A 16,874-nucleotide genomic window follows, 5' to 3' on the forward strand; every position below is an offset into this window, starting at 1 on the left:
TTCCGTATGTGACGGCGGGATTGCCCGGTTGCCTGGCGGGAAAGCTGCCTACTTGTACGCCTTACGGTCGAACGGGAAACGAGGTGAGCCCCGATGAGCAGCGCCACGGCACCCGACAGGGTTTCCGCAGCGCCGTCGCTGGTGGTGACGCTGGAGAACTGCCCCGAAGCGGCGGCCGTCGCCCGGGACGTCGCCGGCGACCTGCTGAAAGGGCTGGGCCCGCCGCTGGACCGGGACGCCTCGGACGCGGTGGTCCTGATCGTCTCCGAACTCGTCACCAACGCCGTCCGGCACACCGGGACCCCCACCTGCACCCTGAGCCTGACGGCCGCCGCCGACACGGTGACGGTGAGCGTGGCCGATTCCAGCCCCGTCCCGCCCCGCGAGCGGAACCCGGACGTGCGCGGCGAGGGCGGCGGCTTCGGCTGGCCGATGGTCCGCCGCCTCGCCGCGGCCACCTCCGTGGAGACCACCGCCCGGGGCAAGACGGTCAGCGCCGTCGTCGCCCGGACGGGCCGGGCCACGGCCTGAGCGCCCTGAGCGCGGCGACGGCGCGCCTCAGCGCGGACGCGGCGACAGCCGGACGGCCAGCGCCAGCGTGTCGTCGGGGTGCAGCACGACGGTGTGCATGTCCTCGGCGATGGCGCCGGGGATCTCCCCGATGGGCCGGTGCCGGTGCCGCCGCGCGCTCTCGGCCAGGCGCTGCTCGCCCTCCCTGGGGTCCCGCCGGCTCTCGGTGAGCCCGTCGGTGTAGAGCACGAGCAGGTCGCCCTCGTCCAGCTTCGCGTGCAGCACCCGCTCACTGCCGGGGAAGGGATAGCCCACCCCGCGCCCGCGCACCTCCAGATACTCCTTCTCGCCCGAGTCCCGCACGGCCAGGGCCGGCGGATGGCTGCCGTTGGCGAGCTGCAGATCCCCGCTGACCGGGTCGATCCGCGCCAGCAGCACCGTGGCCATCAGCTCGGGGTCCAGCGGCTCAAGGATCTCGTCCGTGCGGGCCACGATGGACTTCAGCGGGTGGCCCTCCAGTGCGAGCGTACGGACCGCGTGCGTAACGTTCAGCGCGCTGCGCGTACTGCGCACCCCGTGTCCCAGCGCGTCGACGACGGTGATGTGGACCGTCCCGTCCGGCAGGATGAACCAGTCGTAGAAGTCGCCGCCGGTGGGCGCGTCGGTGCCGGCCGGCGCGTAGTGCACGGCCAGTTCCAGCCCGTCCACCGCGATCGGCGGCGGGCGCAGCGCGTCCTCCAGCTCGCGCAGGATGTGGCCGTGCGCCGTACGCAGCTGCTCGTCGCGCTCCTCCAGCTGTACGTACAGCGCCAGCACACCGCTGTTGGTCTCGGCCAGCTCGTGCGTCAGACGGCGCTGGTCGGCGGCGAGGGAGTCCACCCGGGCCAGCGCGACCCGCAGCTCCTCCTCCAGCAGCCGGTTCTCCGTCACCGGGTCCGACACCGCGCCGTCCCCGTCGCCGCCGGACGCGCCCGCCGGCGTACCGCCGGGGCCGCGCAGCCGCCCGCTGCCGCCGGTCGTCGCGTCGTCCGAATGCCGTCCCGCGGGAATCCGGATCTCCGGGGTCCCGGCCGGCAGCGGTACGTGCCAGGTGGCCGCGTCGGACGACACCTGCGCGGGCAGCGGAAGTTCGGCCCCGGCCGGCGGCGCGAGCACCGGGGCCGGGGTACGCAGCGTGACGGCCAGGGAACCGCCCGCGGAGGAACGGTCCTTCGTACGGGTACGGGCCGACTCCAGCGTGACTCCGTAGCCGGCCCGGAGCACCGAGTCGGCCAGCGTGCTCACGGACAGCACGAGGCGCGCCCGGGTCTCGACGGGCAGGGCGTTGGCCGTGCCCAGCCGGCGCACGGCGTGGCGCAGCGCCGGCAGCGCGTGGAAGGTGTGACGTCTCACGAAAGTCTCTGGTGGAGGTTGGCGGCGAGGACGGTCGCGTCGTCCCGGCTGCGGCGGTGGCCGTGCACGAGGGCCGTGGCCAGCAGCGGCGCGGGCAGACGCACGAGGAACGGGTCCGGACTGTAGGCCCAGCGGTGGTCGATGCCGTCGGTGTGCAGCAGGGCGGTGAAGTGCGGCTCCCACGGGATGTCGCGGACCAGCGGCCGCGGTATCTCCAGCCCCGCCACCCCCGGCTGGCCGGTCAGGCGGTGCTGGATGTCCCGCTGCGTCAGCGTCATGCACCGTACGTTGCCGATGCCGCAGTACTGGGCGCGACCGGCGTGCAGCCGCAGCAGCCCGACGGCCGCGCCCCGGCTGCGGCGCAGCGCACGGTGGACGGTGGTCAGCAGCCCGGGCAGCGGCTGGTCGGACGCCCTGGCGAAGGTGCGCAGCGCGATCTGCGCCGCCTCGGACGCCTCCGGGCCGTGCCCGAGCCCGTCGACCACGATCGCGGTCAGCCCCTGCTCGGTCTCGGTCGCGGCGCAGGCGTCACCGCTGACCTCCTCCCGCTCGGCGGGCACGCAGACCGCGCCCACCGCCCGGCGCGCGGTCCCGGCGTCCTCGGGCGATGTGAGCCGGGCACAGGAGACCGTGCCGCCCGGCTCGCGGGTACGGACGGTGAAGCTGGTGGCTATGCGGTTCACGCCGCCCATCCCGGCGCCGAGCGTCTCGGTCGTCGTGTACCCGTCGGCCAGGCAGCGCTGCAGCTCCGGCATGCCCGGCCCGCGGTCCGCGGCGATGATCTCCACTCCTCTCCCCAGCGGCAGCTCCTGGACGTACAGCGCCCCGTCCACCGCGTGCTTGGCGAGATTGCTGCCCAGCTCGGACGCGATCACCGCGGCCTGGTCGGGCAGCGCCCCCTGGAGCCCGCAGCGCTGCGCGACCGACCGCGCGGCCTGCGCGGCCAGGTGCACGGCGCTGTAGTGGTCGACGGGGATGTACGCCGACGGGTACGCGGCGGGGGGCAGGGTCAACGGTCGGCCCACCGGGTCGCGGTCACCGTCGTACCGCCGCCCTCCCGGGTACGGATCTCGAACTCGTCCATCAGGCGCTGCGCGCCCCCCAGGCCGTGCCCGAGCCCCGCGCCGGTGGTGTAGCCGTCGGTGAGCGCCGCGTCGATGTCGGCGATGCCGGGTCCGGCGTCGTCGACCGTCAGCCGCAGGCCCACCGCGCCGGGCCGGGTCGGGTACTCGATCCGTATCGTGCCGCCTCCTCCGTGGACATAGGCGTTACGGGCCAGTTCGCTGGCGGCCGTCACCACCCGGGTCTGGTCGACGATGCTGAAGCCCACCCGGAGGGTGGCGTCGCGCACCGCGTGCCGGATCGCGAGCAGGTCCTGTTCGGTTCGTACGGTGAGCACCGTCGCGGACCGCTCGGGGTCCCCGCCGTCGAGGGTCGTGGTACCGGCGCGGCCGGTACCGCCGTATTCACCGGGTCCCTTCATGCGGTACCTCTCCTGAGGGACGGGGACTCTGGTGCCAGCCCAGGGCCGCCATGCCGTGCTCCGCGTTCAGGGCGGTCTCCACACCGGTCAGGCTCAGTCCCAGTTCGGCCAGGGTCATGGCCACCGGGGGCCGCATGCCCGCGACGATCACCCGGGCGCCCAGCAGGCGCGCCATGGTGGTCAGCTCCATCAGCGTCCGCGCCACGAAGGAATCGATGATCTCCAGGCGCGAGATGTCGATGAGCACACCGCGGGCCCGGTCGGCCGTGATGCGGGTGGTCAGCTCCTCGGTGAAGGCCACCACCGTGGCGTCGTCCAGCTCGTTGAGCAGCCCGGTCACCAGGACGTCGCCCAGCCTGAGGATGGGCACGCCCGGGGTGGGCCGGGCGTTCACGGGTTCTCCCGCACGCGGCCGGAGGGCCGGTGCGCGGCCTCGTCGGTGAGCTTGACGGCGGCGGCCAGCGCGTCGGCGAGGGTGGCGCGGGTCAGGATGGTGGACAGGTCGATGCCGAGCTGGGCGATGGTCTGCGCGATGGACGGCCGGATGCCGCTGATCACACAGTCCGCGCCCATCAGCCGGACCGCGTTGACGGTCTGCATCAGGTGCTGGGCGACCGCGGTGTCCACGGTCGGCACACCCGTGATGTCGATGATGGCGACCAGGGCCTCGTGCTCCTGGATGGCCTCCAGCAGGTTCTCCATCACCACCTGGGTGCGGGTGGTGTCCAGGGTGCCGATCAGGGGCACGGCCAGGACCTGCCGCCACAGCCGGACGACGGGGGTGGAGACCTCCAGGAGCTGGCGGCTCTGCCGGCGGATGATCTCCTCGCGGCCCTCCACGTACGTCTCGAAGGAGAGCGCGCCGGCCGCGTCCAGCAGCCGGTTGATCAGCACGGCGGTGGTGAACAGCTCGTCGGTGTCCCGGGTCTGCCGCTGTACCGCCTCCAGGAGCGCTTCCTTGAGCGAGAGGACGGCCATCGACGTGACGGTCGGCATGGCGCCGCCCCGCGCCCGGCGCATCGAGATATCGGTCACGGCCTGGCGCAGCGACCGGTCGGTGGCCACCAGGCGCTGGGCCGGAACGTCACTCTCCAGGCCCTGTAGGAGGGCGCCGAGCAAGATGTCGGCCTCTTCGCGCAGTTCGCGCTCGCTGACTATGTCGCGCATCTCCTCCTGGGCGAGCTGGAGCTGTACCCAGCGGTCGGAGACGGTGTCGGATTGTGCGCGCAGCGCGCCGATGACACGCTCGCGTGCCGCGGCCTCGGTGGAACTCAACCCACGGTCCTTTCTTGGTGGTTGGCTGGAGCACAAGCGCGCGGGATGTGCTGCTCGTGCGGTGCGTACTCAACCGCACGCGATCTTCTGTTGCCGTCCGGCAAATGTTACCGAGCGCGGCCAAGGGCATGAAGGCCGGATCGCCGCGGCCGCACGCCGGCCCCGCCCCGGCCGGTTTTTCTCCGGCCGTATGGGCAACTGTTTCCCACTGGCAAGGGTTGAACACCTAAGAGTCGGGCAGGTGCACCTGACCGTACGTACCGTGAAGGGTGAAGACGTGACCATGCTTGCCGTACAAGGGTGTGCAGCGGGACCTCGGACGCCGGCGCAGGCGCCCGAACTGCCGCGGGTCCGCGACGCGACCAAGGTGGCGCCCCGGGACGCCCGGGAGCTCTCGAAACTGTTCCTCGCCCGGCTCGCCACGCTGGAAGAGGGAACGGCCGAGTACCAGTACGCACGCAACACCCTCATCGAGATGAATCTCTCACTGGTCCGCTTCGCCGCCTCCCGCTTCCGCGGCCGGGGCCAGGACCAGGGGCACTCCGAGGACATCATCCAGGTCGGCACGATCGGACTGATCAAGGCCATCGACCGGTTCGACCTGGAACGCGAGGTGGAGTTCTCCACCTTCGCCGTCCCGTACATCGTCGGCGAGATCAAGCGCTTCTTCCGCGACTCCACCTGGGCCGTGCACGTGCCCCGCCGGGTCCAGGAGCTGCGGGTCGAGCTGTCCCGGGCGGGCGAGCAGCTCGCCGGGTCGCTGGGCCGCGAACCCACCGTGCCCGAGCTGGCCGCCCGGCTGAAGATCGGCAAGGACGAGGTCGTCGATGCGATCGCCGCCAGCAACGGCTACACGGCGGGCTCGCTGGACACCCCCGCCGACGGCCCCGGCGCGGGTGGCGAGAGCCGCGCCATCGCCGACGTCATGGGCGACGACGACCCCGGCATGGAGCTGGTCGAGAACCTCAACGCCCTCGCCCCGCTCCTGCACGAGCTGGACGACCGCCGGCGCCGCATCATCGAAATGCGCTTCGTCCAGGAGATGACGCAGGCACAGATCGGCGCGGAGCTGGGCATCTCCCAGATGCACGTCTCGCGGCTGCTCTCCCGGACCCTGGAACATCTGCGCAAGGGGCTGCTGGAGCAGTAGCCGTACGGTGCGCGACTCCCGGCGCCCGCCGTGTGCCGGGACGGTGCGCCCCAAGGGAACGTCCCGTATCAATCGGGATGAAAAACCTCATCTGACCGGTGTACCCACTCCACACCCGATCGAACGGCCCGCACCGTCCGCGTACGGCATTGTGGTCTTTCTCTCGTCCGCGCCCGGACCCCGCGTGGACGAGAGGTCCCCGCACCGGCCGCCCGGCCGCCTGCCGCCCGCGCGAGCGGTAGACGATGTACGGCCGCGCCGGATAACCGACCGGCGCGTGCGCCATGGCGGCCACGTCCGGATCGAAGGTGAACAGCGAGCGGAACCACACGGACACGCCCTGGTGGTAGTCGTACGGGTGGTCGCTGGTGGTGGCGTCCGCCGACGCGCAGCGGTACGGCGCGTCGCGTAGACGGATACCGCGCGGGCGATGACCGCGACCACGGTCTGCCGGGGCCCCGACGCCGGCGGGGTATGAGTGTTGGAACACGCGCTGCTCGGCCATCGCAGGCTCGCGATCATCGACGGAACGGCTCGTCGAGTTCGACATGTGGGTGCGGGAGTACGGCGTACGGGTCGGGGACTGAGGGCCCAGGCCGAGCCCGGCCCCGGGGATCACGGCCGTTACGGCACCGGCCCCTGCGGCTTCGCGGTGCGGTCGCTTGTACGGGTGACGTTTATCCGGCCCCGGAGCCGGTCCACCAGCCGGTACTTCTCGCGCTGCTCACGCGATTCCCGGTCCAGCTCCTCGATCAGCCGCTGGCTGCGCTTCTCCACGTCCAGCTCGTCCAGGATGCGGTCGATCTCGGCCAGCAGCGCACCGTGCAACTGCCACTGGCGCGGATGCTCCTGCACCCCGCCCAGGAGCAGGTGCGCGACCACGTCGCGGCTCGCGCGGCTGCGGGCCAGTTCCTCGGCGAGCCGCGCCTCGGCCTCCTCGGCGTTGGCGCCGACCTGCGTGGTGATCAGCACGGCGAAGCTCTCGACCGCGCGGGCCATGTGCTGGAACACCTCGTGCAGGGCGGTGGCGATGTGCGGCGCGAACAGGTGCTCCTGCGTCCGCGCCTTGGCCAGGTCGGTCAGCGTGCGGCACAGCGTACGGAGCACCACCGCGGAGATCTCCAGGGTGTCCAGGCCGGTGCGCAGCACGACACGGTACAGCGTGCCCTCCTTGACCCGGGGGTTGAGCCGCAAGCTGTCCTCCGCCTGCCGGAGCGCGGCGTCCACCTGCACGATGTCGTGGTCCAGGCGGCGCGCCTCGTGCAGCCGGGCCGCGGCCTCCGATACGGGGATGTGCCCGCCCACCTCGTCCCCGAGGCACACGAGCAGCCGCCGCATCCGGCCCGCCAGGTCCTCGATGGCCGCACTGGCGGGCTGCACCCACACCGGCGGGACGAACAGGACGTTGAAGAGCAGCCCGACGCCGGCGCCGATCAGCGTCTCCAGCACCCGGTCCCAGGCCGTCTCGGCCACCCGGGTCACGCCCAGCACCAGCATGGCGCTGATCGCCACCTCCGGCACGAACTCACCGGCCCGTACGAAACGGCCGATCACCAGCGCGGCGAGAATGATCAGGCCCAGACTCCACCAGGTCAGCCCCACCAGCGCGCTGAACCCGATGGCGATCAGCACGCCCACCACCACCGCGTTGACCCGGCGCATCCCGGTGGTGAGCGTCGCGTACAGCGTGACCTGGACGACCAGCAGCGCGGTGAGGGGCGCGGTCAGCGGTGCCGGCTCACTGCTCAGCACCAGGGCGACGACATAGGCGAGCACGGCGGCCACGGTCGACCGGACGGTCTGGACGACCACCGGCTCACGGCGCCGCCGTACGAGGTCCAGCAGAGGATCGGTAACTTCAGCCACGTGTGGCTTGTTCCCACTCTTGCGCACCACAGGCCCCATCGGGCACCCGATCACCGATCTGCCCGTGACGGCACGTCAGGTGGCAGTCGGTGCCGGGTACCGCGCCGGGGCGGGCATGAGCATGTCGAACGAGGTCGCGGCGAAGCGGATACGGGCATCGGCGCGGCGGAGTGCGGGCAGCCGCGCCGGCCACTCGGCCACCCGCAAGGAAGCGGCCGCCGGCCGGGCGCTGAACCGCGCGGTGGCGACCGTCCGCGCTCCGTCGAGGGAGCCGAAACCGGTCATCGGCAGGGGGATACGGGGAAGCGACGGCAGCTTCGTCGTCACGTCCAGTACGGCGACCGGCCCTTCGCCGCCGGTGACGCGGACGCGCGAGCCGTCCCAGCGGAACTCGGCCAGTCGCTTGGGCACGCCCCAGATGCGACGGCCGCCCCACAGCGACCGCTCGTCGTCCACCCAGATCCACTGGACGTACAGACCGGCCCGCCGGCCGCGGCGCACGGGCGTGCCGACGATCAGCTCGTCGTAGCGGAGGGTTCCCGCGCGGTACCGGATGAGGAAGACGGCCAGGGTGCGCGGCAGCAGGCGCGAGAGGTCCGGAGGCGGGGCCGGCACCGACTCGGCGGGGAACAGGCCGCCCCACAGGTGGCCCTTCAGATGCCAGGGCGGTGGTGGGTACGGGCCCGGAACCGGACCGGTGCCGGGGACCTCTTCCGGCGCGTTCACCAGGGCTCCTTCCCGCGCCGGACCGTAACCGTGCGCCCACGCGCGAGTATCCCCGCGCACCGCCGCCCATGCGGCCCCTGCGGAGCCGGCCGGTCTCAGCTCTTGTCCTGTCCCGTCTCCTCCTCGCGCTCGCCCTCCGCCTGGGACGGGGTGGAACGGGGCGTGTCCTCACGGCCCCGGGAGGTGCCCCGCCGGTCCGCGGCCTCCTGGTCGTCGTCCCGTTCACCTTCCGCCTGTGACGGTGTCTGATCGCTCATATGCCGTGCCTCCAAGGGCTTCGAAGATCATCTGCGGTCCGCTGACTACCCGCAACGAACACCGGCAAACACCGACATTCCGTACGCGCTCCGGATGGTCCACCGCCGTACGGGAGGCAGGCCGTGCCACCCAACGGCACGGACACACGGATCAGGGGTACGAGACGACCTTCGACGGGACGGTGTCCGTGCCCGAAGTGGGCGCGCCGTGATCGTTGATGACGTGGGCGTACTGGCCCTTGCCGCCGAGGGAGACCACGAGCAGATCGTGGAATTTCACCCCGGGCCGGCGCGGCGCGGCGAAACCGTGGTCCTGGACGATCGTCGGGGCGTCCTTGTAGTAGCAGTAGCTGCCCAGGCCCCAGCCCTCGTGCGTGGTGACGGAATCGGCGACCTTGTAGGCGGCGAAGCCGCGGACGGCCCCGTCCTGGACGGCCGCCTGATCGGGCGCGTCGTACGCCTTCTCGTTCTGGAAGAAGACCGTACGGCCGCGCTCGCCGTTCCACTGCACGTCGTACTTGTTGAAATGTTCCACGAACAGCCCGGTGGCCAGTACGTCGTCGCCGTTGACGACCACCCCGTAGTCGGCCCGGTTGGTCTCCCAGCCGACCCCGTCGCCGTGGTCGGCACGCCAGATCCAGGTGTGGTCGATGATCGTGTGGTTGCTGTTGACCACCAGGCTGGTGGTGGCCTTCCCGGCGCCCGCGCCGCCGATGCGGACGAACACGTCCTGCACCGTGATCGGGTCGGCGGCGTGTCCGGCGGACGCGCCCGCCGGGCCGATCTCCACCAGCACCTCGGAGTTCCGCGGCCCGGCGTCGACGAGCAGACCGGCGAGCCGTACACCGTCCACGTCGGCGACCCGCAGCGCGCTCACCCCGCCGTCCGGGACGATCGTCGGATAGCCGATTCCGAGCACCACGGTGCCGGGCCGCGTGATCTGGATCGGCCGGTCGACGTGATAGACACCGGGCGTGAACAGCAGGTGCAGCCCCTGCGCGACAGCGGCGTTGACGGTCGCCGCGGTCGCCCCCTCCTTGACCACGTAGAACCGGCTCAGCGGGAGCGACGTGCCCTGCGGCGTGCCACGGCCCCAGCTCGTACCGCGGGCGCCGGTGCGCAGCGCGGGCAGGAACACCTTGTACTCCCCGCCGTCCAGGTACAGGAACGGTTTCTCGCGGGAGACCGGCGTGGTCGGCAACGTCGTGTACGGCGGGTCGGGGAAGGACTGGGCGGGAGCGCCCTCGACACCGGAGAAGACCATGTTCCACACGCCGTTGAGCCAGCCGCCGACGGCGCTGTCACGGGTGTACCACTGCTGCTGGGAGTACGGCTGCACGGTGCCGTCGATCCGGCAGTCGGCGATGTACCCGCCGCTGGCCCAGCCGTAGCCGTCCGGCGCGAGGTTCAGATTCCCCCTGACGTGCATACGGCGGAACGGCGACGCCTGGGAGACGGCGAAACGGTTGGTGCCGCTGACCGGGTTCAGCGCGAGATTCTCCGCCGAACGCCAGAAGTTCTGGGTGGCGTTGCCGCCGAACCAGCCGGCGTCGACCGTCACATCACCGTTGATGAGCGTGTCGTCGGGCGACAGACCCAGGCCCATCACCGAGGTGTAGAAGCCGAGTTGGGCGTTGAGCCCGTGATACGTACCCGGCTTGAAGAGCAGCGCATAACGGCCGCGGCCGAACTGGTCCGACTCCTGCCGCTTGAAGATCTCGTCCAGCTTGGCCTGGATGCCCGGGGTGGCGGGATCGAAGACGATCACGTTCGGCCCGAGGTCGCCGCCGCCCGGCAGCGCGGACGCCGCTGACGCCGTCCCGGCTCCGGTGGCCAGGCCGATGGCGGGGAGGGCGGCGGCGGGGAGGGCGGCGGCCGCTGTGGCGATGATTCTGCGGCGTGAGGGGGATAGGGACATGACAAGTCTCCTGGGTCATCGGCTCGTTCGATCGTGGGCTCGTTGAGCGAGATGTGCCTGGGGGAGGGGTGGGGGGTGTGAAGGGATCGCGATCTACCGGTCCGCCGGTTCGCTCGGGTTCAAGGAACGAAGGCTTGTACGGAAGAGAGCGCTCTCTTGCGTGGGGATAGTGGCGCCAGTCGGAACGGGGCGTCAAGGGAGAGTGCACGATTGGGGTGAGGGTATGCCGGGTTGGCGCTGGTACGTCGGCATTCGGGGCTTGGCTGTGGCGGGTTGCGTGTTGAGGGTTTCGCGGTGGGGCCCCGGCAAGCGTTCAGAAGGTGATGACAGGCGGCCGACGAGTTGTCGTGGCTCGGTACGCCCGTGCCCGTGCCCGTATGCCCGTACGCGCTCGCGGGGCTTCTCGACCTGCCGCAGTACGGTCCGGGCCATGCCGGACGCCTCCGCCGGCGCAGCGCCGTCTCGACGGTGGGCCATCCGTTGAGGCCCGGGGCACCGGCGCCCGCACCGCGGTGCCGCGTGCGGGGCTCCCGCCTGCTGAGACAGCCCGCGGGCCCCGGGCGGAAGTCGTTCCGCCCGGGGCCCGTACCGCGTCCGGGTGTCAGCCCTTCGACGCCACCGCTGCCAGCCGCTCGACGCCGGCCGCGAACTCGTCCGGCTCGAAGGACTGGAACGGCAGGCGCAGGAAGACCTTGCCCTCCGGCGGCGCCGCGTCGGCCGGGTAGAAGCCCGAGCCCCGGGTCAGCTTCAGGCCGTCGGCCGTGGCGGCCTTGAGGAACGTGCTCTCGTCCGTGGCGACGGGCAGGTGCACGCTCACGTAGTAGCCGCCGTGCGGTACGGCGAGCAGCGCGTCCTCGCCCAACTGCTCGCGTACGGCCTTGACCGCGCCGTCGTGCCGCGGGCCGAGCAGCTCGCGGACCCGCGCCACGTTCTCCTGGGCCAGGCCCGCGCGGAGCGCCTGCGCGGCGACCGCCTGGAGCAGCGGGGCGGGCGAGAGGTAGGTGCCCTCCGCGAGCGCGGCCAGGGCGCCGAGCGTGGCGGCCTCGCCGATGACGTACCCGACGCGCAGCCCCGGGCTGAGGATCTTGCTCAGCGAGCCCATGGTGAGCACCCGCCCGGCGGGCGCCAGCTCGAAGAAACCGGCGGGCGCCGTACCGTCGTACCGCAGCTCCCGGTAGGGGATGTCCTCCAGGATGAGGAAGTCGTGGGTCTCGGCGAGCTGGACGAGGCGGCGGCGCTTGGCCTCGCTCATGGTGACGCCGCTCGGGTTCTGGAAGTCCGGGATGACGTAGACGAACGCCGGTACCCGGGTCGCCAGCCGCGCTTCGAGCGCGTCCAGGTCGAGGCCGTCGTGCTGGAGCGTGACGCCGGAGACCCGCCCGCCGTGCCGCTCGAAGATCTGCACCGCGCGGTCGTAGGTGGGCGCCTCCACGTAGACAATCTTGCGGTCGCCCGCGAGGAGGTGCGCGGCCAGCAGGTCGAGCGCCTGGAGGGAACCGTTCGTGACGAATATCTGGTCGGCGCCGACCGAGTGGAACGCCGCGAGCTGCTCCCGCAGCGCCGCGTCACCGGTGTGGTTGCCGATCGGCGCGTACTGGAACACCCGGTCCTCGTGCTCCCGCAGGACGGCCGCGGTGTGCTCGGCGATCTGCCGCGAGGGGATCGCTTCCTGCGGGGGGATGCCGCGCGAGAAGTGGAACATGGTGGGTCTCCGTTCTCGGAAAGTCGTCATATTGGTAAGGGGGTGAGAAAGGGGCGGGGCGCTTACGGGGCGCGGGCCGAGGTACGGGGCGGGCGCGGATACGGGCACGGGCGCGGCCCGCGGAGCGGTGCCTCTCAGGCCGCCCCGGCACCCGCCTTGGCCACGAAGTCCGGCCCCAGCTCGCCCACGTCCGCGGCGCCCAGCTGCCGGAGCGTGTCCTCGATCTCCCGGCGCAGGAGCCGCAGCACCGCCTCGACCCCTTCGCGCCCGGCCAGCGACAGGCCCCACAGGTACGGCCGGCCGAGGCAGACCGCGTCGGCGCCGAGGGCGAGGGCCTTGACGACGTGGACGCCGGAGCGGATACCGCCGTCGACCAGCACGGTGCACCGGCCGGCGACCGCGGCCGCCACCTCGCTCAGGGCGATCACGCTGGGCACCGCCCCGTCGAGCTGCCGCCCGCCGTGGTTGGAGACGATGACGCCGTCCGCGCCGCTGTCCAGGCAGCGGCGCGCGTCCTCGGCCCGCAGCACGCCCTTCACCAGGAGGGGCAGCCGGGTGCGTCCGCGGATCCACAGCAGGTCCGCCCAGCTGAGCGCCAGCCGGTCGATACGGGCCCCGGCCGGCACCTCGCCCTCCAGGATGCCGAGCGCGCGCAGCGTGCCGAAGTCCACATGGCCCGGGGTGGCGAACCCGGCGCGCTGGGCGTGCACCCGCAGCGCGGCATGACTGGCGTCGACCGTGACCACCAGGGCCGACGCACCGGCGGACTCGGCCATGTCGAGCGTCGCGGCGATGTCGTCCCGCGACCGGTAGGCGTAGAGCTGGAACCAGCAGGCCGCGCCGGACGACTTGGCGATCTCCGGGAAGGGGACGTGGCTGTCGGTGCTGACGATGGGCACCACCCCGGCCGCCTCGGCGGCGAGGGACGTGGCGATCTCCGCGTCCTCGTGCAGCAGCCGCTGCGGGCTCGTCGGGGCGAGCAGGACGGGCATCGCCATGCGGTGCCCGAGGACGCTTACTTCGGTGCGGGGCTCGGTCGTCGTGCTGGCGAGCACCCGCGGGCGGAGCCAGATGTCGTCGAACGCCGCGATGTTGGCGCGCACGGTGCGGTCGGTGCCGGCGCCGCCGGCCACGTACGCCCGGCAGCCCTGGTCGAGCACCTGATCACTGGCGGCTTCGAAATCCGGCAGGGTCAGCAGTTCATCGAGATTCCGTACGGTGTCCAAGGCTGGCCTCCGGTCTCTCGTCACGTGTGTGGCGGATGAATTCTCTTGTCGTTCCCATCAAGTGCTGGACGTGCTGAATTGCTGGCGGTGCGTTATTACTGGTGGTGCTGGATTATGGGCGGCGCGGGATTTCCGGACGTGCCCCGAAATTGTGGCGTCGTCACGCAAACTGATCGAACGCCATCTTCGTCACCATGCCGATCACCACGAGCACCAGCACGGTACGGACGAATCCGGATCCCTTTTTCAGGGCCATGCGCGAACCGATCATCGCGCCGGTCACATTGCCCACGGCCATGCCGAGCCCCAGCGTCCACAGGACGTTTCCCTGGACCGCGAAGACGACCAGGGCGCCGAGGTTGGACGAGGCGTTGATGACTTTCGACATCGCCGCGCTCTCCAGGAACTGCGTCGCCAGGAGCGTGGTGAAGGAAATGATCAGGAAGGTGCCCACTCCGGGTCCGAACAGCCCGTCGTAGAAACCGACCACGCAGCCGCCGAGAAGTACGGCGATCACGCGCCGCCGCCGGGTCACCTCGCGCGCCAGCGGCTGGGTGCCGAAGTTCGGCCGCAGGGCCACGAACAGGGCGACCGAGATCAGCAGGACCATGATGACCGGCCGGAAGTACGCCGTGGGGACGGTGGCGGCGGACAAGGCGCCGAGCGCCCCGGCCGGCACCGCGCAGGCGGCGGCCGGTACGAGGATCTTGCGGTCCAGTACCGTCCGCCGTGCGTACATCGCGGCGGCGGTCGCCGTCCCGGTGATCGCGGCGATCTTGTTGGTGCCCAGCGCGGTCGCCGGGGGCAGGTGGGGGAAGCTGAGCAGCAGAACGGGGATGAGCAGCACCCCGCCCCCGCCGACCACGGCGTCCACCCACCCGGCGGCCACGGCGGCGGTGAGCAGCCCTATGACGTCGAAGAAATCCACGGTGTTCCGGTCCTCAGTCAAAGAAGGCGCGCAGTCCGGGCGGCTGCGCGGGCAGGGCGGATGCGAAGCGGCCGGCCGCGCAGTGGGGGAGCGGCCGCGCTCGGCGGGGTGCCGCGATCACGCGGGGAGGCGGGCGTGCCTCAGAGGACGCCCTGGATCTCCTCCATCGTCGGGATGACGCGCTGACGGGTCATCATGTGCTGCGTCCAGCCGAGGATGGAGCGTACGGAGTAGAACCGGCGCAGCCAGCGGTCCTGGCCGTCGTAGCGCGGGACGAACGGGCTGCGGCCGTGCGCCGCGACGTGGTTGTCGACCACGACGAGGTCGCCGGGCTCCAGTACGACGTTGTGGCAGACCGCCTCCAGCGCCTCGGCCAGCGCCTTGAGCGCCACCGTCGCCTCGGGGTCGGCGGCGTGCGTGGTGTGCGAGTTGAAGCGCATGAACGGCCGGTCCTCCGGACCGAAGATCGCCGGGTGCGGGCCGGAGCGGGGCACCGGGCCGGTCCGGCCCCGGGTGAAGGAGGTCGGGTAGGAGCTGTAGAACTGCGGGGTGCGCAGGACCGCCACCTGCTCGGGCGTCAGGTGCCGAACCGCCTCGCGCACCGAGGCGACGCGGGTGGCCGCCACCCGATCGTGGTCCTGGCGCAGGCACAGCAGGCCGAGATAGTCGGGGCGCAGCGGGTGGTGGACGTTTTCCGTGTGGAAGTCGAAGGCCACCGATCCGCTGTTCTCGATCCGCTTCTCCTCGCCGGGCACCGCGTGCACGTCGTGGATGAGGTCGCCGTCCTTCTCGTCCTGGTAACCGACGAGCGAGCCGAGCAGGTCCGCCACCAGTGTGAGGGTGCCGTCGGTGGGGTGGCCGCGCAGGGCGCCCGAGTGGTGGACGGTGGGGGTGGGGGGAAGGTCCCCGAGGGTCACGCCGCGCAGCAGGAAGAATCCGGAGTCGCCGCTGCCCTCGGCGAATTCCAGCAGTGCGGTGCGGACGGCTTTCGGCAGATCGAGAAGGAGGCCGGAAAGCGCCAGCGGAGATGCTTCGGAAGCGCCGGCGGCGAGCCGGGAGAGTTGCCAGAGCTTCTGAGTTTCGGCCTCGGACAGGCTGAGGGACTGCTGTGCGGCGAGTGCGGGGGTCACCGTTGCTCCTTCTTCTTGAATGCTGCGTTCGAGTCGCGTTGTTCAGGCCGTTCAGGGACGGGAAACCGGCCGGCAAACTTCAGAAAAAGTGCGCACGTGCAAATGGTGAACGGTGCATGACCGCTCACTGACAGCTGAAATGAGGTAGTGGTCCGGTATTTGCGCGTCACAGTAAAGAGTTCATTTATGGAGTGTCAACGAATGGTTTTGGTCAGCACGAGACCCCCGGTGAGCCGGCTTCGGTCAATACCTCTTGTCCTCTTGTGACCTGAATTGGAAGGCATGCCGACTTTGTCCGCCGCAGAGGTTGTGGAGGACCTGTGGTGTTTCTGTGACGCCCGCGAGAGCTGGGGCTTGAGCGTCCGGAGGGGGTGGTTTGGGGGTCTGTCTCACCCACTGGACAGCACCGGTGCGGCCGCGTCTCGACCGCCGCTTCACGCCACCGCGAGCACGTCGCTTTTGGCCATAACGCGAAGAACCGGCCAATCAGGATGGCCGGAATTGCGGCTCTCGTTGTCCGAGACGGTGGTGATCACGATGGAGCGCAGGAATGTGCGCGGCTATGAACCGCCGGAGTCGGGGTCAGGGCTGGTAGACGTACTCCGCCAGCGTCGTGTGCTTCTTCCAGCCCAGCGTCTCGTACAGCGCGCGCCCGGCGTCGGTCGCGCCGAGGACGCCGAGGGCGGCGCCCTGCTCCAGGGCGCGGTCGGCGAGCGTACGCATCACGAAGGAGCCCAGGCCGCGCCGCCGGTGGGCCTCCTCGGTCACCACCTTGTCCACGACCACGGCTTCCCCGACGGCCGCCATCTGCCCCTTGGCCGCCTGCTCGCCCGCCGCGTCCAGTATTCGCACATGGGTGACGGCTCCCACGGTCTCCACGGCCGTCGTGTACCCCTGGGGCGCGACCGGGTGCGTGGCCATCAGGTCAACGGCCATCAGATGCCCGTCCTCCTCCCGCACCCACCCCTGAGGCAGCCAGGAGCCGATCGCCGCCGACCCCGCGGGCATCTTCATCCAGGTCCGCGGCGCCGACACCGAGGCGGCGGCGCTGCGGACCCACGCTTCCTCGGTCCGGGGCAGGACATGGCGTCCCACTTCGCCGGGGCTGTCGGTCACCTCGATGAAGAGCCCCCACGGCTTGGCGACCGGCGGGTGCGTCCGCCGGGACACGGCCCAGCCCGCCACCCAGGTCCTGACCAGGTCCGCAACCATCGAGCCCCCCGAAGCCGTGGCCGCGGCAACGGCCAGGTAATAGTCAGTAGTTAATGGCACACGTTACATCACCGTGGAACGCGGCCCGGCGCGCTAACG

16 protein-coding genes are annotated in these 16,874 nt (G+C 71.4%); 2 read left to right on the plus strand and 14 right to left on the minus strand.

Translation table 11 applies throughout. The features are described 5' to 3' along the window. Positions 1-93 precede the first annotated feature (93 nt). Positions 94-531, plus strand: coding sequence for an ATP-binding protein (locus CP984_RS39095; RefSeq protein WP_003983505.1), 438 nt, complete (start codon positions 94-96; stop codon positions 529-531). A gap of 27 nt (positions 532-558) precedes the next feature. Here CP984_RS39095 and CP984_RS39100 read toward each other — a convergent pair whose 3' ends face one another. The 5 genes from CP984_RS39100 to CP984_RS39120 are packed head-to-tail and all read right to left on the minus strand — an operon-like array spanning position 559 to position 4,660. Beyond that, on the minus strand, positions 559-1,902 hold the full coding sequence (locus tag CP984_RS39100) for a PP2C family protein-serine/threonine phosphatase (RefSeq protein WP_003983506.1): 1,344 nt from the start codon (positions 1,900-1,902) through the stop codon (positions 559-561). Continuing rightward, the gene (locus tag CP984_RS39105) at positions 1,899-2,915 is read right to left on the minus strand and encodes a SpoIIE family protein phosphatase (protein WP_030178344.1); all 1,017 of its coding nucleotides are present in this window, start codon (positions 2,913-2,915) and stop codon (positions 1,899-1,901) included. Before CP984_RS39105 ends, CP984_RS39100 begins: the two co-directional genes overlap by 4 nt. Next, on the minus strand, positions 2,912-3,385 hold the full coding sequence (locus CP984_RS39110) for an ATP-binding protein (RefSeq protein ID WP_003980415.1): 474 nt from the start codon (positions 3,383-3,385) through the stop codon (positions 2,912-2,914). Before CP984_RS39110 ends, CP984_RS39105 begins: the two co-directional genes overlap by 4 nt. Beyond that, positions 3,369-3,779 carry an STAS domain-containing protein gene (locus CP984_RS39115; RefSeq protein ID WP_003980416.1) on the minus strand — a complete coding sequence of 137 codons (411 nt, stop codon included), beginning with the start codon at positions 3,777-3,779 and terminating at the stop codon, positions 3,369-3,371. Before CP984_RS39115 ends, CP984_RS39110 begins: the two co-directional genes overlap by 17 nt. After that, the gene (locus tag CP984_RS39120; protein ID WP_003980417.1) at positions 3,776-4,660 is read right to left on the minus strand and encodes an STAS domain-containing protein; all 885 of its coding nucleotides are present in this window, start codon (positions 4,658-4,660) and stop codon (positions 3,776-3,778) included. Before CP984_RS39120 ends, CP984_RS39115 begins: the two co-directional genes overlap by 4 nt. A 283-nt stretch (positions 4,661-4,943) precedes the next feature. On the opposite strand from CP984_RS39120, the gene CP984_RS39125 reads away from it, so the two are divergent. Further along, entirely contained in the window at positions 4,944-5,810 is an 867-nt protein-coding gene (locus CP984_RS39125) for an RNA polymerase sigma factor SigF (protein WP_032920421.1), read from the plus strand. A 624-nt stretch (positions 5,811-6,434) separates the two neighbouring features. Here CP984_RS39125 and CP984_RS39135 read toward each other — a convergent pair. From CP984_RS39135 to CP984_RS39170, 9 genes are all read right to left on the minus strand, one after another. Beyond that, positions 6,435-7,715 carry an FUSC family protein gene (locus CP984_RS39135; protein ID WP_100246494.1) on the minus strand — a complete coding sequence of 427 codons (1,281 nt, stop codon included), beginning with the start codon at positions 7,713-7,715 and terminating at the stop codon, positions 6,435-6,437. 36 nt (positions 7,716-7,751) lie between these two features. After that, the gene (locus CP984_RS39140; protein ID WP_003980421.1) at positions 7,752-8,402 is read right to left on the minus strand and encodes an acetoacetate decarboxylase family protein; all 651 of its coding nucleotides are present in this window, start codon (positions 8,400-8,402) and stop codon (positions 7,752-7,754) included. Positions 8,403-8,497: 95 nt separating this feature from the next. Next, on the minus strand, positions 8,498-8,659 hold the full coding sequence (locus CP984_RS41685) for a hypothetical protein (protein ID WP_003980422.1): 162 nt from the start codon (positions 8,657-8,659) through the stop codon (positions 8,498-8,500). A gap of 151 nt (positions 8,660-8,810) precedes the next feature. Further along, positions 8,811-10,577, minus strand: a complete 1,767-nt coding sequence (locus CP984_RS39145; RefSeq protein WP_003980423.1) for a hypothetical protein — start codon at positions 10,575-10,577, stop codon at positions 8,811-8,813. A 601-nt stretch (positions 10,578-11,178) separates the two neighbouring features. After that, the gene (locus tag CP984_RS39150; RefSeq protein WP_003980424.1) at positions 11,179-12,279 is read right to left on the minus strand and encodes an aminotransferase-like domain-containing protein; all 1,101 of its coding nucleotides are present in this window, start codon (positions 12,277-12,279) and stop codon (positions 11,179-11,181) included. 134 nt (positions 12,280-12,413) lie between these two features. Then, positions 12,414-13,505, minus strand: a complete 1,092-nt coding sequence (locus CP984_RS39155) for an alpha-hydroxy acid oxidase (protein WP_003980425.1) — start codon at positions 13,503-13,505, stop codon at positions 12,414-12,416. A gap of 160 nt (positions 13,506-13,665) precedes the next feature. Continuing rightward, positions 13,666-14,433, minus strand: a complete 768-nt coding sequence (locus CP984_RS39160) for a TSUP family transporter (RefSeq protein WP_003980426.1) — start codon at positions 14,431-14,433, stop codon at positions 13,666-13,668. A gap of 140 nt (positions 14,434-14,573) precedes the next feature. Then, positions 14,574-15,563, minus strand: a complete 990-nt coding sequence (locus tag CP984_RS39165) for a TauD/TfdA family dioxygenase (protein ID WP_003980427.1) — start codon at positions 15,561-15,563, stop codon at positions 14,574-14,576. Positions 15,564-16,145: 582 nt separating this feature from the next. After that, positions 16,146-16,775 carry a GNAT family N-acetyltransferase gene (locus tag CP984_RS39170; protein WP_003980428.1) on the minus strand — a complete coding sequence of 210 codons (630 nt, stop codon included), beginning with the start codon at positions 16,773-16,775 and terminating at the stop codon, positions 16,146-16,148. Positions 16,776-16,874 lie beyond the last annotated feature (99 nt).

It is taken from the genome of Streptomyces rimosus, assembly GCF_008704655.1.
Lineage (GTDB): Bacteria > Actinomycetota > Actinomycetes > Streptomycetales > Streptomycetaceae > Streptomyces > Streptomyces rimosus.